Source organism: Streptococcus oralis subsp. tigurinus (assembly GCF_002093545.1).
Lineage (GTDB): Bacteria > Bacillota > Bacilli > Lactobacillales > Streptococcaceae > Streptococcus > Streptococcus oralis_C.
The window spans coordinates 777,271-799,236 of record NZ_LNVF01000001.1 but is presented as its reverse complement, the minus strand read 5'-3'; the positions used below and the strand labels follow the sequence as shown (position 1 = coordinate 799,236).

Here is a 21,966-nt window from a genome sequence, read left to right as displayed (position 1 = left end):
ATATTTTTGTGTCAGAAAATATAACATCTATATTTTCTTTTCCTTCTTGAATTGCTACTATAAAATGATATAATAATAGTATGTAATAGAAGAAATGAGGGCAGAAACATGAAGAATAAAAGAATATTTAAAGACTTCCAATCTTCCCAAATGAGTTTAAATATTTACACAAGTCCTTTGTTAGCCTTTGTTTTTGTCTTTATAGGAGAGTTTGTTGCATATACTTTGTATGGTATTAGCTTGTTAGCTCTCATCGTACTTGCTAGAAATTTTGGAGAGGCTGGTCAAAATCTTGCAACTTACTTGCAAACCTTGCAGCAGAGCTTGACGGATAAAACAACTGACTTTCGTTTAATTTTAGCATTGCTGTCCTTTGGTTTTATTCTCAACACTGTGTTCAGATGGACTAAAAAAGTTGAGAAAAGATCTATTAGAACCTTGGGATTTTATAGAGAAAATTTCCTTAGCAGTCTTCTGAAAGGATTTGGCCTAGGTTTGGCACTTTTTCTTCTGACCTTGTTAGGTTTGGTGGTCTTGGGGCAATATCGTTTGGAATCCATTCGCTTGAATCCTTATTCGCTTACTTTTGTCGTCTTTACTATCCCATTTTGGATTTTACAGGGGACAGCAGAAGAAGTGGTGTCCCGTGCTTGGCTTCTTCCACAATTGGCCTCAAGAACCAATCTAAAACTTGCTGTTGTCATATCTAGCATATTCTTTACCCTGCTTCATGTGGGAAATTCTGGTCTAACACCTCTATCTCTAGTGAATCTCTTCTTATTCGGAGTTGCCATGGCTCTTTACCTTCTCAAAGCTGATTCAGTTTGGGGTGTTGCAGGTATTCATGGAGCTTGGAATTTTGCTCAGGGCAATCTTTTTGGCATTTTAGTTAGCGGTCAACCGTCAGGAACGTCTCTGATGACCTTTTTACCACAAGGCGATCAAGGCTGGCTATCAGGAGGCTCTTTTGGGATTGAAGGTTCTATCATGACAAGTTTAGTCTTGTTACTTCTGATTGTCTATCTCGCTAATCAATTAAAGAAAGAAAATGAAAGGATGTGACTTAGGTCCGTCCTTTTCTTCGTGAAAATGCTATAAGTATGCTAAAATAGGAATAGCACATGGAGAGAGGATTCTTATGATCAATCGGATTACAGATAATAAATTTAAACTAGTATCAAAATATCAACCATCAGGAGATCAACCACAAGCTATCAAGCAGTTGGTTGATAATATCGAGGGTGGAGAAAAAGCTCAGATTCTGATGGGGGCGACCGGAACAGGGAAGACCTATACCATGAGTCAGGTCATTTCCAAAGTCAATAAACCCACTCTGGTTATTGCCCATAACAAAACCCTAGCTGGTCAGCTCTATGGGGAGTTCAAGGAATTTTTCCCTGAAAATGCAGTTGAGTACTTCGTATCTTACTATGATTATTACCAACCTGAGGCCTATGTCCCTTCTAGCGATACTTATATTGAAAAGGATAGCTCTGTCAATGACGAGATTGACAAACTCCGACACTCTGCTACTTCAGCCCTTTTGGAGCGTAATGATGTTATTGTCGTGGCCTCAGTCTCTTGTATCTATGGTTTGGGTTCGCCCAAGGAATACGCTGATAGTGTAGTTAGTCTCCGTCCAGGTCTTGAAATTTCTCGTGATAAACTCTTAAATGACTTGGTCGATATTCAGTTTGAGCGAAATGATATTGATTTCCAACGCGGAAGATTTCTAGTTCGTGGGGATGTAGTGGAGATTTTCCCAGCATCTCGTGATGAACATGCTTTTCGAGTAGAGTTCTTCGGAGATGAAATTGACCGTATCCGTGAAGTTGAGGCTTTGACAGGTCAGGTATTGGGAGAAGTGGATCATTTGGCGATTTTCCCAGCCACTCACTTTGTGACCAATGATGACCACATGGAAGTTGCCATTGCCAAGATTCAGGCGGAGTTGGAGGAGCAGTTAGCTGTCTTTGAGAAGGAAGGCAAACTGCTAGAGGCCCAGCGTTTGAAACAGCGGACAGAGTATGATATTGAGATGTTACGTGAGATGGGTTATACAAATGGGGTTGAGAACTACTCACGCCACATGGATGGTCGTAGTGAAGGCGAGCCTCCTTATACGCTTCTCGACTTTTTTCCAGATGATTTCTTGATCATGATTGATGAAAGTCACATGACCATGGGGCAAATCAAGGGCATGTATAATGGAGACCGTTCGCGTAAGGAAATGCTAGTCAATTATGGTTTCCGTTTGCCGTCTGCCTTGGACAATCGTCCTCTCCGTCGGGAAGAGTTTGAAAGTCATGTGCATCAGATTGTTTACGTTTCAGCGACACCAGGCGACTATGAAAATGAACAGACCGAGACAGTGATTGAGCAAATCATTCGTCCGACAGGGCTTCTAGATCCTGAAGTGGAGGTCCGACCAACTATGGGGCAGATTGATGACCTCCTAGGTGAAATCAATGCCCGTGTTGAAAAGAATGAACGAACCTTTATTACCACCTTGACCAAGAAAATGGCAGAAGACCTGACTGACTACTTTAAGGAAATGGGCATCAAGGTCAAGTATATGCACTCGGATATCAAGACTTTGGAACGGACAGAGATTATCCGTGACCTGCGCTTGGGTGTCTTTGATGTCTTGGTCGGAATTAACCTCCTTCGTGAAGGGATTGACGTTCCCGAGGTAAGCTTGGTTGCTATTCTCGATGCTGATAAGGAAGGTTTCCTTCGTAACGAACGTGGCCTCATCCAGACCATTGGCCGTGCTGCCCGTAATAGCGAAGGGCATGTCATCATGTATGCAGATACGATAACTCAGTCTATGCAACGTGCTATCGATGAAACGGCCCGCCGTCGGAAAATCCAGATGGCTTATAATGAAGAGCATGGTATCGTACCTCAGACAATCAAGAAAGAAATCCGTGACCTTATTGCCGTGACCAAGGCAGTTGCCAAGGAAGAGGACAAGGAAGTCGATATCAATAGCCTCAACAAACAAGAACGCAAGGAACTCGTCAAGAAACTAGAAAGACAAATGCAAGAAGCCGTCGAAGTGCTTGACTTTGAACTGGCAGCCCAGATTCGTGATATGATGTTGGAAGTGAAGGCGTTGGGGTAGAGAGGCCCTTAAGTCAAATTTAATTAGCCAAATTGCTATTTCCTTGTTTCAGTAGTCTAGATATGAAGAAAATGGTGAAAATGAATAAAAGAAATTCAAATACAAAAAAGAATCTATCAAGGAAAGAAAGTTTTCAGCATTGGCTAGATTCTCATAAAATTATAGGTTTCTTCCTAGTCCTTGGTCTAATCTTAGGAATAGAACTAGGTATTAATTTTAGTTTTAAAAGCCTCCCACTTCCTTCACTATACAGAGATATTAACTATAGTTTTCCATTATATGCAAATCTTTTTTGTCTGGTCTACAGAATATTTGACTATTGGTTTTTAGATTTATCCAGGTTAAGGATGACTCTAACCAGATTTGCTGGATTGTTCATCTATCTTAATAGTATCGGTTTAGTGGTCCATCTATTTTTAGGAGTTAGTGGAAAAAACAGTAAAGGGATTTTACCATCTCTCTTATCACTAGATTATCGCTACATCTGGTTTCCTATCGCAACGTACATGCTATTCTTTTTATTAGGATTGGTCATTTTACTTCTTGCTAAATATTTAGAAAAAAAGAAATTGAAGAAATGATTGTAATGTCTCTTTCACCCATTCTTACCAATATAGGCCATTATATATAATTATCACTGTCAGAGTATCTTATCATAATACCATGACTTAGTTAATGCTTTTATCGTGAAATTTGAAATAGAATACAACAAAGATATATTTGAATAATTTAGAAAGCGAGCAAATCTATGTCCCGTGCCCAAGCAACTATTTTAACCAACATCTGTCTAATCGAAGATCTAGAAAATAAGCGAGTAGTCATGCAATATCGCTCTCCTGAAAACAATCGCTGGTCTGGCTATGCCTTTCCAGGAGGTCATGTTGAGAACGGCGAGGCCTTTGCCGAGTCTGTCATTCGTGAAATATACGAAGAAACTGGCTTGACGATTCAGAATCCTCAACTAGTCGGTATTAAAAATTGGCCCTTAGATACAGGTGGGCGCTACATCGTTTTTTGTTATAAGGCGACAGAGTTTATTGGGAATCTCCAATCTTCAGATGAAGGAGAAGTATCTTGGGTGCAAAAAGACCAGATTCTAAATTTGGAACTGGCCTATGATATGTTGCCTTTGATGGAAATGATGGAAGCACCTGACAAGTCTGAGTTCTTCTATCGCCACCGTACAGAGGACGGCTGGGAGAAAGAAATTTTTTAGTTGTATGATTACTGGAACGGTGTTAACCTTTAATGATTGGTACTTAAATATAGGATAAGTATGTCGGTGTATGTCAACTGAATACTTCAATATTTCCTATTCTTCTTTTCTATCTTTATCTTTAACAATCTCCACCTTCAATTTTGAAATCGGAGATGTTTTATTTTATGGTATAATCTTAAGATATGAAAGGAAGTAAAAGAAAATGGCTGATAAGGTAATTGAACAATATGCAAAACAAGATAATCTTGACATTAGAGTAAAGCTACATAAGAAGTATTCAAAAAATAAATTAGGATTTAACAATTGGATATTTTCCAACTACCAAATCACTAATGAAGTAAAGGTTCTAGAATTGGGATGTGGTACAGGAGAACTGTGGAAAAGTAATAGCGATTCTATAGATAAAATGAAGCAGTTGATTATTACAGATTTTTCTAAAGATATGGTTAAAACAACGAAGTCAGTGATTGGAAATAGAGACAATGTCAACTATGAAATAATGGATATTCAAAAGATTTCTTTTGAGAATGAAACATTTGATATTGTTATTGCTAATATGCTTCTACATCATGTAAATGATATTCATAAAGCGCTCTCTGAGGTGAATAGAGTCTTAAAAACAGGCGGAATTTTTTACTGTGCTACATTTGGTGAAAATGGAGTTGTAGATTATTTGGCAAGCTTATTTAAAGATGAGGTTAATCAAGATTTGGAAAATAAAACATTTACTTTACAAAATGGCAAAAGCCAACTGAGTATGTATTTTGACTCTGTCGAAACATTACTCTATGATGATGAGTTACAGGTAACTAGTATAGATGACCTAGTTAAATACATTCAATCCTTTAAAGGAATTTCAGAAATAGGTTCGCTAGAAGAAAAAGTCATTCGTAAAAGATTGGAAGTGCATTTTTATAAAGGCAAGTTAATTATTCCTAAAGAATATGGTATGTTTATTGCTCGAAAGTAAAATTAAGGGAACGAAATTGTGAAAAATTAAGGAGAAACTTTTTAATATAAAATCAAGCAGATAGTCTTTAGAGCATGCTACAGCTGGTTCTATATAAAAGTCTCAACTTTTTGGATTTGAAGAAGTTTTTCGGGTACAAAAAGACCAGATTCCAAACTTGGATCTGGCCTATGATATGTTGCCTTTGATGGAAATGATGGAAGCACCTAACAAGTCTGAGTTCTTCTATCGCCACCGTACAGAGGACGGCTGGGAGAAAGAAATTTTCTAGTCTTTTACTAAATAACCTAACTGATCCAAGGCCTCCTCAATATAGTGGAGGTCTTGTTGTGTCTCGGCTTCAACAAGGTGGTAATGGATGCCGTCTGTCAATTCAGAAAGGGGTCTAAAGTCTGAATTCTCGACTTGTTCCAGAAAGTGCTGGACATCTCGACGACAGGTGAGTTTGAGATGGGTTTCAATTTCACCATAAACGGGATGATCGATTAAGATATTTTGAACGCGTCCGCCATTATCTACAATAGCTAGTAGTTCCTGACCGATTTCTTCCAGTTCATGTTTCACTTTAAAGAGTTTGTGAACGTAGGGGCTGGCGTCATTTTCTTTGTAGATATAACCACGATTGGTGGATAGGATAGGAGCCCCATCTGCTCGGAGAATAGCGATATCCTGTACAATGACTTGGCGCGTAACATGAAAGTGCTCAGCCAAGGTTTGACCATTGAGAGCTTTTGGTGCCTCTTTTAACAGTTTGAGAAGAGCTTGTTTGCGATCCTTTGTCATAGTTTTTCCTTTTAGCGACGTTTTCGAAGCACTTTATAGACAGCTAGTGCTAATGTATAGTCTACCATACTATGGACAATTGTGCCAAAGCCAACTAGGACGAAGAGAACATAAAACATATTTTCAACATTTGTTCCTGAAGTAGCATAAAAGATGATACAAGCTATTACTTCAGCGATAGCATGAACAACACCCAAAACAAAGTTAAAAATCCAAGATGCCTTTGGTTTATCCAAGGTTTCAGGGAATTTCTTTAAGTACAAAGCCCCCAAAGTACCAAAAACGATGTGAGAAAAGGCGCGTAGGACAATAACCATAGGGTAGCCTGCCATCAGGAAACCGAGACTAGAAGCAATAATCACAAAAGCAGCCATCAAAGGTGAAAGAAACATGGCGATAAAGATGGGGATATGACTTCCCAAGGTGTAAGAAGCCGGTGGGATAACGATTTTAAAAGGCATAATGATTGGAATCAAAATCGCTATTGCAGTGAGTAGGGCAGTCATAGTCATAAACCGCGTTTTTTTCCGTATATCCATAAGAACCTCCATTTATCTGTATATACACAAGTATAGTACAATAAATCACCAATCAAGTCAAGAAGCATTAGTGATTTTTAATGGATATTTGATTAAATGTGGTAAAGAAAGAATACTGGGAACTTAATTCTTATGTTTTAACTACTAAACTCCACCTTCAGGACGAAAGTGGAGTTGTTTTTTTATTTCTTCAAGGTTTGTAAACGTGGGACAATTGCTACTGTGAGAACTGCAGAGATGACAAGCTCAGCAATTGAGTTGGTTGAAATAACAGTTGCAAGGAGTTTCTGGATATTTCCATCGAAGACACTTCCAAAAAGGAAGAAGATTCCCCCAAGTACAAAGACTGTATTTGTAAGTGAACCGAGAGCTCCGGCAATGATGAGACCCGTTCTGTTTTTCAATAATTTATAAACTAGATAAGGTGTCAGACCAATCAAAATACGAGGTAGGATGGCAATCATTGCTGAATAGATGTTTCCGTTTGGTACAAAAGGTGAGAATAGGTAGCTGGTTGGAAGGATTGTAATCGTGTTAACCGTCAAGCTAAGTAGTCCCATCAAGAAACCGAGTGTAACACCAACTCGTGGGCCGTAAATAATACTTGCAATAATAACAGGAATATGCACGATAGTTGGTTTAATTGGGAACGGGAATAGATTAAATAAGAGCGAGCTCAGAAAGTGAATGACCAACATGGTCGCAAAAAAGATAGCAATCGGAGCAATATTAGAGCGTTTTTTCATTGAGTGTTTCCTTTATTCTTCCTAAAATAATATCCAGGTCTGCTAAAGCTCCCCTTCCGTAGTCTCCACAAGCAAGTAAGGATTCTTTTGGAGAGATAAGCTTGTAACCATATGTTTCTAAAGTTTTAAGGTTTGTTTGAGTTGCCGGATGATCATACATCTTTGTATTCATGGCTGGCGCCAAGAGTTTAGGGATGTTTTGGGGTAAAGCTAATGCTGTACTAGTCACCATGTTATCCGCAAAACCGTGCGCAAGTTTGGCAATGGTATTAGCAGTAGCAGGGACAACGATAAAAAGGTCTGTTTCTTTTCCTCTTTCGATATGATTGATTTGATCAGGATAGGGTTCCTGCATGACATCAAGGTGAACTGGATTCTGTGAGAGTACCTGTAGTGTCAAAGGCTGGATAAACTCTCTTGCCGCCTCAGTCATTAAGACAGTGACATCATGGCCTTGTTTTTTCAAAGAACTGACTAAATCAGCTGCTTTATAGGAGGCAATGGAACCTGTCACTGCGATTAGAATGTTTGCCATGGCTTTCCTTTCTATGAATCGTATATATGAATTTTCTCAAGGAGGAGGTTCGCAATTTCCTCTTTAGTTTGAACGGTTTGAAGACGATCTTTCTCAACAAAGATTGCCTTATGCTGATGTGCTGAGATTTGAGTAAGATCATTTGCTATGATTATGTCAGCCTGGTTCTTGACAAGACTCTGTCTAGCGACTTCAATAAGATGATTCTCAGTAACATCAACCAACAGTTTGAAACCAATCAGATGAATAGAAGGATTCCAGTCTTTGACTAGAGAGATAATCTTGGGTGTTTTTTTCAAAAATAAAACCTGCACCTCATCAGTTGAAGAAATCTTAGCTTGATGATTCTGCTTACTTAAAAATTCTTCTAGATTGGAACTCGTCTTAACTTCATCTAGTCCGGTCATATAAACAGGAGTGTAGTCAGAAACTGCCATCGAATGAATCAAGACCTGATAATCTTGAACACACTCTTTCATTTCTAAAAGAAGATCATTCGTATTTTTGATTTCTAGAATGGTTAGATGGGGATGAGGTTCTGGCTTAAGAGCACTAGGAGTAGTAATCAGACAAACCTCATGACCAGCAGCAAGTAGGGTTTCGGTGATGATTTTCCCCAAGCGACCTGTAGAATGGTTAGTAATAGAGCGGACACTATCGATAGCTTCACTGGTACCACCCGATGTAACTAAAATTTTCATAGGACTATTGTACCAAAAAATAAAATAGAATCAAAAGAAAGCGTTTGTTTTTTTTCTAATTTTCCAGCAAGATTATAGTTTTTGGCTATAAAAACTTATAAAAAGTAAAAAAGACGACTAAAATCGGCCTTAAAACTTTATGTTTATAAACTTTACTAAGCTTTTTGTATGTGAAAAAACTTTTTTTGTGTTATAATGAGTTATCATATTAGAGGTTAGAGGAGTTTGCTATGAAAACAGATATTGAAATCGCACAGAGCATTGAGTTAAAGCCAATCGTGGATGTTGTTGAGAAACTTGGTATTTCTTATGACGATTTGGAATTGTACGGAAAGTACAAGGCTAAACTCAGCTTTGATAAAATTCGTGCAGTTGAGAACAATCCAGTTGGAAAATTGATCTTGGTTACTGCGATTAATCCAACACCTGCAGGTGAAGGGAAGTCAACCATTACTATTGGTCTTGCAGATGCCTTAAACAAAATCGGCAAGAAAACCATGATTGCTATCCGCGAACCGTCTCTTGGACCAGTAATGGGGATTAAGGGTGGTGCCGCTGGTGGTGGTTATGCGCAAGTGTTGCCAATGGAAGACATCAACCTCCACTTTACCGGGGATATGCATGCCATTACAACTGCCAACAATGCTCTTTCTGCCTTGATTGACAATCACTTGCACCAAGGAAATGAGTTGGGAATTGACCAACGTCGAATCCTATGGAAACGTGTTGTTGACTTGAACGACCGAGCTCTTCGCCATGTGACTGTTGGTCTTGGTGGTCCTCTAAATGGTATTCCACGTGAGGATGGTTTCGATATTACCGTAGCTTCAGAAATCATGGCCATTCTTTGCTTGGCGACGGATATTGAAGATTTGAAACGTCGTTTGGCTAACATCGTCATTGGCTATCGTTATGACCGTACACCTGTTTCTGTAGGTGATTTACAGGTTGAGGGAGCATTAGCATTGATTTTGAAAGATGCTATTAAACCGAACCTGGTTCAGACAATTTACGGTACACCTGCCTTTGTACACGGTGGTCCATTTGCCAATATCGCTCATGGATGTAACTCTGTCTTGGCAACAACAACAGCCCTTCACTTGGCTGATTATACAGTCACTGAAGCTGGTTTTGGTGCGGACCTTGGAGCTGAGAAATTCCTTGATATCAAGACGCCAAACTTGCCAACATCTCCAGATGCAGTTGTCATCGTTGCAACCCTTCGTGCCCTTAAGATGAATGGTGGCGTAGCTAAAGACGCTCTCACAGAGGAAAATGTGGAGGCAGTTCGTGCAGGTTTTGCTAACTTGAAACGCCACGTTGAAAATATACGTAAATTTGGAGTACCAGCAGTTGTTGCGATTAACGAATTTGTTTCTGATACTGAAGCTGAAATCGCAGCTTTGAAAGAACTCTGTGCTTCTATTGATGTGCCAGTTGAACTAGCAAGTGTCTGGGCTGATGGCGCAGAAGGAGGAGTAGCGCTTGCTGAAACGGTTGTTAAGACTATCTCTGAAAATCCAGCCAACTACACTCGTCTTTATGACAACGACCTTTCTGTTCAAGAAAAGATTGAAAAGATTGTTACTGAAATCTACCGTGGTAGCAAAGTGAACTTTGAAAAGAAAGCTCAAACACAAATCGCTCAAATCGTTCAAAATGGTTGGGACAAATTGCCAATCTGTATGGCTAAAACTCAATACAGTTTCTCAGATAATCCAAATGCCCTTGGAGCTCCAGAAAACTTTGAAATTACCATTCGTGAATTGGTACCAAAATTAGGTGCAGGCTTCATCGTTGCCTTAACTGGTGATGTCATGACCATGCCAGGACTTCCAAAACGACCAGCAGCTCTCAACATGGATGTTGAAAGTGACGGAACCGTTCTAGGATTATTCTAATATATTGAGAGATATAGAATTATGGAAAAAAATTTGAAAGAAATATTGTCACAATTTGATTCAACTAAAAATAATTACGAGAGACTTTTAGAATATATTGAAGCCACAATTAAAAGTCTTATGGAAAATGAAAAAATACAAATCCATGAAATTAAAGGAAGAATTAAAGATAGAGAAAGTTTAAGCAAAAAAATTGAAACTAAAGACTATAAATATTCCAGTTTGTCAGAAATAACTGATATTTGTGGAATTAGAATTATCACATATTTTTCGGACGATGTAGATAAAATCGCTTCTTTACTTGAAGAGGAATTTGATTTAGATCAGGACAATTCTATTGATAAACGAAAAACTCAAGATCCTACTAAATTTGGCTATGTATCTTTACACTATATTTTAAAATTAGGAGGAAGTAGAGCAGAATTAACTGAAAATATTAATTATAAAGAATTAAAATTTGAAGTTCAGATAAGGACTATTTTGCAGCATGCTTGGGCGGAGATAGAACATGACTTTGGATATAAATCTGATCAGGATGTTCCTGAAAAAATTAGAAGAAGATTTTCAAGATTAGCCGGTTTAATTGAGTTAGCTGACGATGAATTCATGGAAATTAAACGATATGAAAAGGAATATACTAATAGAGTTGAAGAAGGATTCAAAGAGAATTCTAAAAGTATAAAAATTGATTCTATAAGTATTTCAGCCTTATTAGAAAGTGAGTCTTATATCAATTTTATTGAAGAAAATTATGATCAACATAATATAGAAATTAGGTATCCTGGTGGAAAATTTAAAGATGATAGAATTTCTAAAATTGTCAATTATTGTGAACAATTAGGTATTGAAACGATTGATGAATTGGAAAGTAAGTTCCAAAGTGAATTTCCAAATTACTTTAGTAGATGGATTGAAGAAAAAAATAACTATTTTTATACTTGGAATATTACACCTTTACTAGAGGTTCTTTATGATTTAAATAATTCAACTAGATAATCACGTTAAGTATTATAAGAAGTCCCATCTATATTCGGATGGGATTTTGCTGTTTGTCTAGTCTCTATAAAGTTTCTATTTTCCCTGAATTCTGATATAATAGAAACATTGACTTCAAGAGTAAGGAAGAGAAAATGAACGCATTACTGAATGGAATGAATGACCGTCAGGCAGAGGCGGTACAAACGACAGAAGGCCCCTTGTTAATCATGGCGGGGGCTGGTTCTGGAAAGACTCGTGTTTTAACCCACCGCATTGCCTATCTGATTGATGAAAAGATGGTCAATCCTTGGAATATCTTGGCCATTACCTTTACCAATAAGGCGGCGCGTGAGATGAAGGAGCGTGCCTATAACCTTAATCCAGCTACTCAGGACTGTCTGATTGCGACCTTTCACTCCATGTGTGTTCGTATTCTACGTCGTGATGCGGATCATATTGGCTACAATCGGAACTTCACCATTGTAGATCCAGGAGAGCAACGAACTCTCATGAAACGCATTCTCAAGCAATTAAACTTGGATCCTAAAAAATGGAATGAACGGACTATTTTGGGAACCATTTCCAATGCTAAGAATGACCTGATTGATGATGTCGCATATGCTGCTCAAGCTGGTGATATGTATACGCAAATCGTAGCTCAGTGTTATACAGCCTATCAAAAAGAGCTTCGTCAGTCAGAGTCTGTTGACTTTGATGATTTGATTATGCTGACCCTGCGTCTCTTTGATCAGAATCCTGACGTTCTGACCTACTATCAGCAGAAGTTTCAGTACATTCACGTTGATGAGTACCAAGATACCAACCATGCACAGTACCAACTGGTCAAACTTTTGGCTTCACGCTTTAAAAATATCTGCGTGGTCGGTGATGCAGACCAATCTATCTACGGTTGGCGTGGGGCTGATATGCAGAATATCTTGGATTTCGAGAAAGATTACCCTAACGCCAAGGTTGTTTTGTTGGAGGAGAATTACCGTTCAACTAAAACCATTCTGCAAGCCGCCAACGAGGTCATTAAAAACAATAAAAACCGCCGTCCTAAGAATCTCTGGACTCAAAACGCTGATGGGGAGCAAATCGTTTACTATCGTGCCAATGATGAGCAGGATGAGGCCGTATTTGTAGCCAGAACCATCGATGAACTTAGTCGCAGTCAAAACTTCCTTCACAAGGATTTTGCAGTTCTCTATCGTACAAATGCGCAGTCTCGTACTATTGAGGAAGCCTTGCTCAAGTCCAATATTCCTTATACTATGGTTGGTGGGACTAAGTTCTACAGCCGTAAGGAAATTCGCGATATTATTGCCTACCTTAATCTTATTGCTAATTTGAGTGACAATATCAGTTTTGAGCGTATTATCAACGAGCCTAAACGTGGAATTGGGCCAGGTACTGTTGAGAAAATTCGCGACTTTGCTAACCTACAAGAGATGTCCATGCTAGACGCTTCAGCCAATATCATGCTGTCCGGCATCAAAGGAAAAGCAGCCCAGTCTATCTGGGACTTTGCCAATATGATTCTGGGTTTGCGGGAGCAACTGGACCAATTAACCATTACAGAGTTGGTTGAGGCTGTTCTAGAAAAAACTGGTTATATCGATATTCTCAATGCCCAAGCGACCTTGGAGAGCAAGTCTCGGGTTGAAAATATCGAAGAGTTCCTATCTGTTACCAAGAACTTTGACGACAATCCTGATAGTCAAGAAGAGGAAACAGGTTTAGATAAACTCAGTCGTTTCTTGAATGACCTAGCCTTGATTGCGGATACGGACTCTGGTAGTCAGGAAACATCGGAAGTGACCTTGATGACCCTCCATGCTGCTAAGGGGCTTGAGTTTCCGGTTGTCTTTATCATTGGGATGGAAGAGAATGTCTTTCCGCTTAGCCGCGCAGCTGAAGATCCAGATGAGCTAGAAGAGGAACGCCGTTTGGCCTATGTCGGTATCACGCGCGCTGAAAAAATCCTCTATCTGACCAATGCCAACTCTCGATTACTGTTTGGGAAGACCAACTACAATCGTCCGACTCGTTTTATTAATGAAATCAGTTCGGACTTGCTTGAATATCAGGGCTTAGCTCGTCCAGCTAATACCAGTTTCAAGGCTTCTTATAGCAGTGGTGGGATTACTTTCGGTCAAGGAATGAGTTTGGCTCAGGCTCTTCAAGAACGGAAACGCAATGCTGCACCAAGCTCTATCCAGTCAAGCACTCTCCCATTTGGACAGTTTGCAGCCGGAAATAAAAAAAATTCGACTGATACAAGTTGGTCTATTGGAGATATTGCACTTCACAAAAAGTGGGGTGAAGGAACAGTTCTTGAAGTGTCGGGTAGTGGCGCTACTCAGGAATTGAAAATCAATTTCCCAGAAGTGGGTCTGAAAAAACTCCTAGCTAGTGTTGCCCCAATTGAGAAAAAAATCTAATTTTTCATCCTTCTCACGAATAATAAAGTGAGGAGGATTTTTATGTACAGTATTTCATTCCAAGAAGATTCACTTTTGCCTAGAGAAAGACTGGTTAAAGAAGGAGTTGAGGCACTGAGCAATCAAGAGTTGCTAGCTATACTACTCAGAACGGGAACGCGTCAGGCAAATGTTTTTGAAATTGCCCAGCAAGTTTTGAACAGTTTGACCAGCCTAACTGATTTGAAAAAAATGACCCTGCAGGAATTGCAGAGTCTGTCAGGTATTGGACGTATTAAAGCTATTGAACTACAAGCGGTGATTGAACTGGGACATCGTATTCACAAACATGAAACCCTTGAGATGGAAAGTATTCTCAGTAGTCAAAAGCTAGCCAAGAAAATGCAACAGGAACTTGGCGACAAAAAACAAGAGCACCTAGTGGCGCTCTATCTCAATACTCAAAATCAAATCATCCATCAGCAGACCATTTTTATCGGATCTGCGACACGCAGCATTGCTGAACCACGGGAAATTCTTCACTATGCCCTCAAGCATATGGCTACCTCAGTGATTCTCGTTCACAATCATCCATCCGGTGCCGTATCTCCTAGTCGAAATGACGACCATGTCACTAAGCTAGTCAAGGAAGCTTGCGAACTGATGGGAATCGTTTTCTTGGACCATCTGATTGTCTCGCACTCTGATTACTTTAGTTACCGTGAAAATACGGATCTAATCTAGAGTTCATTAACAACATAGTCAAACAATGTTTTATCTTTGGGGCGATTTTCAAAGAGAAATTCAGGATGCCATTGAACACCAAGATAAGGAAGACCGTCCGTAGTTGTCACAGCCTCAATTATTCCATCTTTAGGATCATGTGCTACAACCTTAAGATTAGGAGCTAAATCTTTAATGCTCTGGTGGTGGAAGGAATTGATATGAGAGATTTCTCCATAGATCTCTCGGAGAATCGTATCAGGTTCCGTTACGAGGCGTTGGGTTGTGTATTCGGCTGAACAGTCCTGCCAATGATCCTCAATATCTTGGTGAAGCGTGCCGCCCATGGCGACGTTGAAAAGCTGAGTACCCCTACAAACAGAAAAAATCGGTTTTTTCTGCTTAATGGCTTCCCTGATAAGAGCTAATTCAAATTGGTCTCGTTGAAGATGGTAGTCATCACTATCAATAGCCTTTGGTTCACCATAGTATTTTGGATCAACATTTTGCCCACCCGTTAGGATGAGCTTATCAATGATACTGATGTAATGGGTAGCCATTTCTTGATCACCAATCGGTAGGATGATTGGAATTCCGCCAGCGTCTTTGACTCCTTCAACAAAGCCCTTTGCTGCATAGCTCATCATGATGTCATCATCTGGATGAGCCTTTTCATTTCCTGTAATCCCAATAACTGGTTTTTTCATAAATGCTTTCGCTTTCTAATCCTCTTTACGCATAAAATAGAGGAGAGTTTGGAGTTCGCTTGTCAAATCGACATACTGAACGACCACATCTTTTGGGAGGTGAAGGTGAACAGGGGAAAAGCTGAGAATACCTTTTATACCTGCATCAACCAAAAGATTAGCAACTTCTTGTGATTGAACACTTGGAACTGTTAGGATAGCAGTTTTGACATCTGCTTCGTTGATTTTTTCTTTAATCTGTGAGATACCATAGATTGGAATCCCATCAGGTGTCTGGCTTCCAACTTCTGGATGGTCATCTAGGTCAAAGCCCATGATAATTTTCATCTTGTTACGCTCATGAAAGCGGTAGTGGAGAAGGGCATGGCCCATATTTCCAATCCCAACCAGCATAACATTTGTAATGGAGTTATCATTTAGGAGATCAGCAAAAAAAGTCATCAGTTTTTTAACATCATAACCAAAACCACGACGACCTAGTTCACCAAAATAGGAAAAATCACGACGAACAGTCGCAGAATCGATACCGATAGCCTCTGCAATTTGCTTGGAGTTGGCACGTTCGATTTTCTCGGCATGAAATCTCTTGAAAATTCGATAGTAGAGAGAGAGTCTTTTTGCTGTTGCTTTTGGAATAGCAGACTGTTTATCTTTCACAAAACCACAACCTTTCTATTCTTCTATTTTATAGAAACATTGTGAAAAAATCAACAAAAACAAGAAAAAACTAAGAAAATCTTAGTTTTAGTCTTAAAAATTAGCTTGTGATAGAAAACGGTAGAGATCCCCGACCAATCCTTGATAAATAACTTTATCATCAAAGGTTAATGAGGTAACTAGGAATGTATCAGGAAGAGTTACACAACCTGATAGAGATAACATAAGCTCTTCGTAACTCTCAAATTCAAAGGTACGCTCTACTTGATAACTATCTTGATAAGTGAGACGATACATAGTCAATTATCTTTCTTCTTTTGTGAAGATACCGCGCTCTACAAGGCTGTCCATGAGGAAGTAGAATTTCTCTTGGTGGATATGATGGTCTTCTGATTTAAAGATATTAACCAAACGAAGGCCTGACTTGTCAGTGATATTGAGTTTAGCACCTGTAAGGTCTTTGTTGATGATGATTTTTAGCTTGAATCCTTCACCGCTGTTAGGCACTTTCTCAAGCAAACGAGTCAGTTCGAAGTTTCCAACTTTTGTTTCAAAGAAAGTATTGTCTTTGAGTGTGAATTTTTTGACAGATGGGCTAAGTGTGTAGTCGTAGCGGCAGTTTTGTAGTTTAATGGTTTTTTCAAATGCCATTAGATTAATCTCCAATAATATTTTTTAAGGCTTGTGCGAGTTGTTTCAGTTCTTCCTCGGTATTAAGAGGAGACAGACTGATACGGACAGATTCTGTTAAACGATGAGAATCAGGCCCATAAAGAGCTTCAAGTACATGACTGGTTTGCACGACACCAGCAGTACAAGCCGAACCGGTAGAAATTGAAATTCCTTCAAGGTCTAACCGTAGCAAGAGCAAATCATTTTTTTGACCAGGAAAGCCAATGTTGATAACATAAGGAAGCTGGTGTTGGCTTTCGTTGAGATAGTATTCTAGATCTGCAATCTCATCTAGAAAAGCAGATTTTAATCCCTCTAGTTTTTGGTAATGTTCAGCTTGCTGCTCTAAGTCCTCTTTGAGAGCAGCGACCATGCCTACAATGGCAGCGAGATTTTCTGTTCCAGCCCGTTTCTTTTGTTCTTGGTCTCCACCGTGAAGGTAGGAATCAAAGTCCGCGGAAGATGCATAAAGAAAGCCGATTCCTTTTGGTCCATGGAATTTGTGGGCGGAAGCACTGAGGAAATCAATTCCTAATTCTTCTGGATGGATAGGGATTTTTCCGATAGCTTGAACAGCATCAACATGATAAGCAGCAGGATGTTCTTTTAAAACACGTCCAATCTCAGCGATAGGTAAGAGACTACCCGTCTCATTATTAGCATACATAGTGGAAACGAGAATGGTATCGTCACGTAAGGCTTCTTGAATTTGCTGGGCAGTAATTTCTTGATTTACTGGTTGGATGATGGTCGCTTCAAAACCAAAATGTTGAACCAGATAATCGATAGTCTCAAGCACAGAATGGTGTTCAATAGCTGTCGTGATGATATGTTTTCCACGTTCTTGATGACGGAGACAATAGCCAATGATGGCAGTATTGTTACTTTCTGTACCGCCAGATGTAAAAAAGATATGTTGAGGTTTGGTTCCTAGTAAGTGGGCTAAGTCCTGACGAGCTTCTCGCAAGAGTTTGCCAGCCTGCCGACCATGACTATGAATACTAGAAGGATTACCATGAGTTTCTTGCATGACCTTGGTCATTTCTGCAATAGCTACTGCTGACATAGGAGTCGTTGCAGCATTGTCCAAATAAATCAAAGAATCACCTTATTTCTTTTTGTTGTAAGCAAAGAGTGGGCTGACTGGTTTTCTTTCATGGATGCGGACGATAGCATCTCCGATTAACTCGCTAGCAGTAATGTAACATACATTTTCTGGAGTTCTTTCTTTGGTTGCTACTGAGTCTGTCACAAGGATTTCTTTGATGTTTGTAGCGTCAAGAAGGTCTGCTGCCCCTTCAACAAATAAACCGTGACTAGATACTGCATAAATTTCAGTTGCACCTTCACGTTCAACGATTTTGGCTGCTTCAGAGAAAGTACGACCAGTATTTAGAATATCGTCAATCAAGATAGCCTTCTTGCCTTCGACATCCCCAATGATATAGCCTTCGTTACGATCAGAATCGTCTTGGGCGTAGTCAATGATAGCGATAGGGGCATCAAGGTATTCAGCCAAACTACGAGCACGTTTAACACCAGAGTTCTTTGGACTAACAACAACAACATCGGATCCAAGAAGTCCTTTATCACAGTAGTGCTTAGCAAATAGAGGAACAGTATAAAGATTGTCTACAGGAATGTCAAAGAAACCTTGAACCTGAACAGCGTGGAGGTCAAGCGTTAGAACACGGCTTACACCGGCCTTGACAAGCATATTGGCAACCAATTTTGCAGTGAGGGGCTCGCGAGAAGAAGCGATTCGATCCTGACGCGCATAACCAAAGTAAGGAAGGACAACGTTGATACTATGAGCACTTGCACGAACACAAGCATCAACCATGATTAATAATTCCATCAAGTGGTTGCTAACGGGGTAGCTGGTTGACTGGATGATGTAAACATCGTAACCACGGACACTTTCTTCGATGTTGACCTGGATTTCACCATCAGAAAATTGACGAGAGGATAATTTTCCGAGAGGTACACCAACTGTATCCGCAATCTTTTGAGCGATTTCTGGGTTAGAGTTTAGGGTGAAAAGTTTCATGTTGTTTCTATCTGACATTATAGACCGTCCTCTGTAAACTTTGTGAATCTCCTTTGAGAAAGTTCTGTTTTTCAAAGCAAGATTCTTTTATTTTTATCTTTTCTATTCTACCAAAAAAAGGAGATTATTTCAGCTTTTTTTCATGCTTTTAATAAAACGAATTAATTTTGAAGGAGCTTTCTGATAAGTTATGTGATTTTCATCTAAAAATTTCCGAAAATCGGCTTTCCCTTTTTCATGGTCTGTGACTTCAAGCTCGAGTTCATAGTCCGTTTGGTCAAAGTAGTGACTTTCATCTAACGCCATTAAGCCGATTTCTGTTTTCGTTTCATAACGAAGAGTCGAAAGGCAGCCTAAAACAAGCCAGTCATGACTTTCAATACCAATCTTAGCGAGCTTTTCTAGAACGAGCCCTTGAGGTAGTTTTTGTTTTTCTAGGTACGATTCAGCTTCTGGAAGAGTTAGTTTCTGGTTGTATTCCATATTTCCTACAGTTTGAGGCACTTTCAAGGTCAATTCCGCCCAATTTGAAAAAGTGCGAATGCGCATGGCAACCTTCTTTTCACGCAATTGAAAATCAGGTGTGTCAATGTAGTAGTTTTTCTGAAGGACGGGTTGGATATGGGAAAACTGTTTTTTTAGATAATCATATTCCTCTTTTTTCAGAAGTGTTTTCAATTCTATTTCTAAATGTTTCATTTTTTCAACCTTTTCTATATCTTTGAAAGCGATTTATGGTATAATGGACAATGTATTTATTGTATACGAATGTACTGAAAAAATCAAAGATTTTCGACAGAGCAATCAAATATTACAAGGGAGAAAGTATGACCATAGAATGGGAAGAATTTTTAGATCCTTACATTCAAGCTGTTGGTGAATTGAAGATTAAACTTCGAGGAATTCGCAAACAGTATCGTAAGCAAAACAAGCATTCTCCGATTGAGTTCGTAACGGGTCGGGTAAAACCGATTGAAAGTATCAAAGAAAAGATGGCTCGTCGAGGAATTACTTATGCAACTTTAGAAAATGACTTGCAAGATATTGCTGGTTTACGTGTCATGGTCCAGTTTGTTGATGACGTTAAAGAAGTAGTTGAGATTCTACGTAAACGCCAAGATATGAGAATTGTTCAGGAACGAGACTATATCACTCATCGTAAGGCTTCAGGTTATCGTTCTTATCACGTGGTTGTCGAGTACACGGTTGATACGATCAACGGAGCTAAGACGATTTTGGCGGAAATTCAAATACGTACTTTAGCCATGAATTTCTGGGCTACGATTGAGCACTCGCTCAATTATAAATACCAGGGCGATTTCCCAGAAGAAATCAGGAAAAGACTGGAAATCACGGCCAAAATAGCCTATCAACTGGATGAAGAAATGGGTAAGATTCGTGACGATATACAGGAAGCGCAGGCTCTCTTTGATCCATTGAGCAGAAAACTAAACGATGGTGTAGGAAATAGTGACGATACAGATGAAGAATACAGGTAAACGAGTTGACCTCATAGCAAATAGAAAGCCGCAGAGTCAGAAGGTTTTGCATGAACTGAGGGAAAAACTAAAGAAACAACATTTTATACTGAACGATACCAATCCCGACATCGTCATTTCGATTGGTGGAGATGGGATGCTTTTGTCTGCTTTCCACAAGTATGAGAATCAGTTAGACAAGGTTCGATTTGTAGGTGTTCATACAGGGCATTTGGGATTTTACACAGATTATCGTGATTTTGAGTTGGATCAGTTGGTGACTAATCTTCTGCTAGACACTGGTGCCAAAGTTTCCTATCCAGTTTTGAATGTCAAGGTAACGCTTGAAAATGGAGAAGTGAAAATCTTCCGCGCTTTAAATGAAGCGAGCATCCGTCGATCAGATCGCACCATGGTTGCGGATATCATCATTAACCATGTTCCGTTCGAGAGATTTCGTGGAGATGGAGTGACTGTTTCAACGCCGACGGGAAGTACTGCCTACAACAAGTCTTTGGGTGGAGCTGTCTTGCATCCTACCATTGAAGCCTTGCAGTTGACGGAGATAGCGAGTCTTAACAACCGAGTCTATCGCACTCTGGGATCATCAATCATTATTCCCAAAAAAGATAAGATTGAGCTCTTGCCGACACGCAATGATTACCACACGATATCAGTCGATAACAGTGTCTATTCATTCCGTAATATCGAACGGATTGAGTATCAAATCGACCATCACAAGATTCACTTCGTAGCGACACCAAGCCACACTAGTTTCTGGAATCGTGTCAAAGATGCCTTCATCGGCGAGGTGGATGAATGAGGTTCGAATTTACCGCAGATGAGCACGTCAAAGTCAAAACTTTTCTCAAGAAACACGAGGTTTCTAAGGGACTTTTGGCTAAGATTAAGTTTCGAGGTGGGGCTATCCTGGTCAATGACCAACCTCAAAATGCGACTTATCTCTTAGATATTGGAGACAGGGTAACTATTGACATTCCAGCGGAGGAAGGGTTTGAAAGTCTTGAAGCAATTGAGCGTCCACTGGATATTCTCTATGAGGATGACCATTTTCTGGTTTTGAATAAGCCTAATGGAGTAGCTTCCATCCCCAGTGTCAATCATTCCAATACCATTGCTAATTTTATCAAGGGCTACTATCTCAATCAAAACTATGAAAACCAGCAGGTTCACATCGTGACTAGGCTTGATAGAGATACTTCTGGTTTGATGCTTTTTGCCAAACACGGCTACGCTCATGCACGTTTAGACAAGCAACTGCAACGAAAGTCTATCGAGAAACGCTACTTTGCTTTGGTTAAAGGAGCTGGTGTCTTGGAGTCTGAAGGGGAAATTATCGCCCCGATTGCGCGTGATGTGGACTCAATTATCACGAGAAGGGTTGCCAAGGGTGGAAAATACGCCCATACTTCTTACAAAGTTGTAGCGTCTTATGGAGATATTCACCTGATTGATATTCGCCTGCATACTGGACGAACTCATCAGATCCGAGTGCATTTTTCTCATATCGGCTTTCCTTTGTTGGGAGACGATTTGTATGGTGGTAGTCTGGATGACGGTATTCAACGTCAGGCTCTGCATTGTCATTATTTATCTTTTTATCATCCTTTTCTAGAACACGATTTGCAGCTAGAAAGCCCCTTACCGGATGATTTCAGCAATCTTATTACTCAGTTATCAACTAATACTCTTTAAAAACTATTTGGAGTATAATTTATTTTATTAAAGGAGAAAAC

24 protein-coding genes and 1 pseudogene are annotated in these 21,966 nt (G+C 39.5%); 13 read left to right on the top strand and 12 right to left on the bottom strand.

What is annotated here, in order from left to right; translation table 11 throughout:
• Positions 1 to 108 precede the first annotated feature (108 nt).
• The 6 genes and pseudogenes from ATE34_RS03980 to ATE34_RS03955 form a co-directional block, all read left to right on the top strand.
• Complete coding sequence (locus tag ATE34_RS03980) at positions 109 to 1,062, top strand: CPBP family intramembrane glutamic endopeptidase (RefSeq protein WP_084911131.1); 954 nt, start codon at positions 109 to 111, stop codon at positions 1,060 to 1,062.
• A gap of 76 nt (positions 1,063 to 1,138) precedes the next feature.
• Entirely contained in the window at positions 1,139 to 3,127 is a 1,989-nt protein-coding gene (gene uvrB, locus ATE34_RS03975) for an excinuclease ABC subunit UvrB (RefSeq protein ID WP_084911130.1), read from the top strand.
• Between the two features lie 62 nt (positions 3,128 to 3,189).
• Positions 3,190 to 3,708, top strand: coding sequence for a hypothetical protein (locus tag ATE34_RS11220; RefSeq protein WP_241500524.1), 519 nt, complete (start codon positions 3,190 to 3,192; stop codon positions 3,706 to 3,708).
• Positions 3,709 to 3,875: 167 nt separating this feature from the next.
• On the top strand, positions 3,876 to 4,343 hold the full coding sequence (locus ATE34_RS03965) for an 8-oxo-dGTP diphosphatase (RefSeq protein ID WP_084911129.1): 468 nt from the start codon (positions 3,876 to 3,878) through the stop codon (positions 4,341 to 4,343).
• 205 nt (positions 4,344 to 4,548) lie between these two features.
• Positions 4,549 to 5,316 (top strand): class I SAM-dependent methyltransferase, encoded by a 768-nt coding sequence (locus ATE34_RS03960; RefSeq protein ID WP_084911128.1) that lies wholly within the window; start codon positions 4,549 to 4,551, stop codon positions 5,314 to 5,316.
• A gap of 121 nt (positions 5,317 to 5,437) precedes the next feature.
• A pseudogene (locus tag ATE34_RS03955) lies at positions 5,438 to 5,587 on the top strand (8-oxo-dGTP diphosphatase); the annotation flags it as partial.
• Here the strand turns inward: ATE34_RS03955 and ATE34_RS03950 are convergent.
• The 5 genes from ATE34_RS03950 to coaB form a co-directional block, all read right to left on the bottom strand.
• Positions 5,584 to 6,099 (bottom strand): transcription repressor NadR, encoded by a 516-nt coding sequence (locus tag ATE34_RS03950; RefSeq protein ID WP_033629698.1) that lies wholly within the window; start codon positions 6,097 to 6,099, stop codon positions 5,584 to 5,586. The pseudogene ATE34_RS03955 and the gene ATE34_RS03950 overlap by 4 nt on opposite strands.
• Before the next feature lie 11 nt (positions 6,100 to 6,110).
• Positions 6,111 to 6,638: an ECF transporter S component gene (locus tag ATE34_RS03945; protein ID WP_084911126.1), complete on the bottom strand. Its 528-nt coding sequence runs from the start codon at positions 6,636 to 6,638 to the stop codon at positions 6,111 to 6,113.
• A gap of 182 nt (positions 6,639 to 6,820) precedes the next feature.
• The gene (locus ATE34_RS03940; protein WP_000747416.1) at positions 6,821 to 7,384 is read right to left on the bottom strand and encodes an ECF transporter S component; all 564 of its coding nucleotides are present in this window, start codon (positions 7,382 to 7,384) and stop codon (positions 6,821 to 6,823) included.
• On the bottom strand, positions 7,368 to 7,919 hold the full coding sequence (coaC, locus tag ATE34_RS03935; protein ID WP_084911125.1) for a phosphopantothenoylcysteine decarboxylase: 552 nt from the start codon (positions 7,917 to 7,919) through the stop codon (positions 7,368 to 7,370). Before coaC ends, ATE34_RS03940 begins: the two co-directional genes overlap by 17 nt.
• Before the next feature lie 11 nt (positions 7,920 to 7,930).
• A complete protein-coding gene (gene coaB / locus ATE34_RS03930; RefSeq protein WP_084911124.1) occupies positions 7,931 to 8,620 on the bottom strand; it encodes a phosphopantothenate--cysteine ligase in 690 nt (229 codons plus the stop codon).
• A 230-nt stretch (positions 8,621 to 8,850) separates the two neighbouring features.
• Here coaB and ATE34_RS03925 point away from each other — a divergent pair, with 230 nt between their 5' ends.
• The 4 genes from ATE34_RS03925 to radC all read left to right on the top strand — a co-directional run bounded on the left by ATE34_RS03925 (position 8,851) and on the right by radC (position 14,666).
• Positions 8,851 to 10,521, top strand: a complete 1,671-nt coding sequence (locus ATE34_RS03925; RefSeq protein ID WP_061598337.1) for a formate--tetrahydrofolate ligase — start codon at positions 8,851 to 8,853, stop codon at positions 10,519 to 10,521.
• A 21-nt stretch (positions 10,522 to 10,542) separates the two neighbouring features.
• The gene (locus tag ATE34_RS03920; protein ID WP_061598338.1) at positions 10,543 to 11,517 is read left to right on the top strand and encodes a GTP pyrophosphokinase; all 975 of its coding nucleotides are present in this window, start codon (positions 10,543 to 10,545) and stop codon (positions 11,515 to 11,517) included.
• A 134-nt stretch (positions 11,518 to 11,651) separates the two neighbouring features.
• A complete protein-coding gene (pcrA, locus tag ATE34_RS03915; RefSeq protein ID WP_084911123.1) occupies positions 11,652 to 13,943 on the top strand; it encodes a DNA helicase PcrA in 2,292 nt (763 codons plus the stop codon).
• 42 nt (positions 13,944 to 13,985) lie between these two features.
• Complete coding sequence (radC, locus tag ATE34_RS03910; protein WP_061598340.1) at positions 13,986 to 14,666, top strand: RadC family protein; 681 nt, start codon at positions 13,986 to 13,988, stop codon at positions 14,664 to 14,666.
• Here radC and ATE34_RS03905 read toward each other — a convergent pair.
• The 7 genes from ATE34_RS03905 to ATE34_RS03875 form a co-directional block, all read right to left on the bottom strand.
• Entirely contained in the window at positions 14,663 to 15,352 is a 690-nt protein-coding gene (locus ATE34_RS03905; protein WP_061598341.1) for a gamma-glutamyl-gamma-aminobutyrate hydrolase family protein, read from the bottom strand. The two genes, radC and ATE34_RS03905, sit on opposite strands and share 4 nt — an antisense overlap.
• 15 nt (positions 15,353 to 15,367) lie before the next feature.
• Entirely contained in the window at positions 15,368 to 16,009 is a 642-nt protein-coding gene (locus tag ATE34_RS03900) for a redox-sensing transcriptional repressor Rex (protein ID WP_061598342.1), read from the bottom strand.
• Between the two features lie 93 nt (positions 16,010 to 16,102).
• Positions 16,103 to 16,306: a DUF4649 family protein gene (locus ATE34_RS03895; RefSeq protein WP_061598343.1), complete on the bottom strand. Its 204-nt coding sequence runs from the start codon at positions 16,304 to 16,306 to the stop codon at positions 16,103 to 16,105.
• 6 nt (positions 16,307 to 16,312) lie between these two features.
• Entirely contained in the window at positions 16,313 to 16,660 is a 348-nt protein-coding gene (locus ATE34_RS03890) for a DUF1831 domain-containing protein (protein WP_000863517.1), read from the bottom strand.
• 4 nt (positions 16,661 to 16,664) lie between these two features.
• A complete protein-coding gene (locus ATE34_RS03885; RefSeq protein ID WP_061598344.1) occupies positions 16,665 to 17,780 on the bottom strand; it encodes a cysteine desulfurase family protein in 1,116 nt (371 codons plus the stop codon).
• Between the two features lie 9 nt (positions 17,781 to 17,789).
• A complete protein-coding gene (locus ATE34_RS03880; protein ID WP_001283846.1) occupies positions 17,790 to 18,749 on the bottom strand; it encodes a ribose-phosphate diphosphokinase in 960 nt (319 codons plus the stop codon).
• Between the two features lie 111 nt (positions 18,750 to 18,860).
• A complete protein-coding gene (locus tag ATE34_RS03875) occupies positions 18,861 to 19,430 on the bottom strand; it encodes a CYTH domain-containing protein (RefSeq protein WP_061598345.1) in 570 nt (189 codons plus the stop codon).
• 128 nt (positions 19,431 to 19,558) lie between these two features.
• Here ATE34_RS03875 and yjbM point away from each other — a divergent pair, with 128 nt between their 5' ends.
• The 3 genes from yjbM to ATE34_RS03860 are packed head-to-tail and all read left to right on the top strand — an operon-like array spanning position 19,559 to position 21,925.
• A complete protein-coding gene (gene yjbM, locus ATE34_RS03870; protein WP_007516769.1) occupies positions 19,559 to 20,230 on the top strand; it encodes a GTP diphosphokinase in 672 nt (223 codons plus the stop codon).
• Positions 20,214 to 21,032: an NAD kinase gene (locus ATE34_RS03865; protein WP_000799063.1), complete on the top strand. Its 819-nt coding sequence runs from the start codon at positions 20,214 to 20,216 to the stop codon at positions 21,030 to 21,032. The genes yjbM and ATE34_RS03865 overlap by 17 nt, the downstream gene beginning before the upstream one ends.
• Positions 21,029 to 21,925 carry an RluA family pseudouridine synthase gene (locus ATE34_RS03860; RefSeq protein ID WP_084911122.1) on the top strand — a complete coding sequence of 299 codons (897 nt, stop codon included), beginning with the start codon at positions 21,029 to 21,031 and terminating at the stop codon, positions 21,923 to 21,925. Before ATE34_RS03865 ends, ATE34_RS03860 begins: the two co-directional genes overlap by 4 nt.
• Positions 21,926 to 21,966 lie beyond the last annotated feature (41 nt).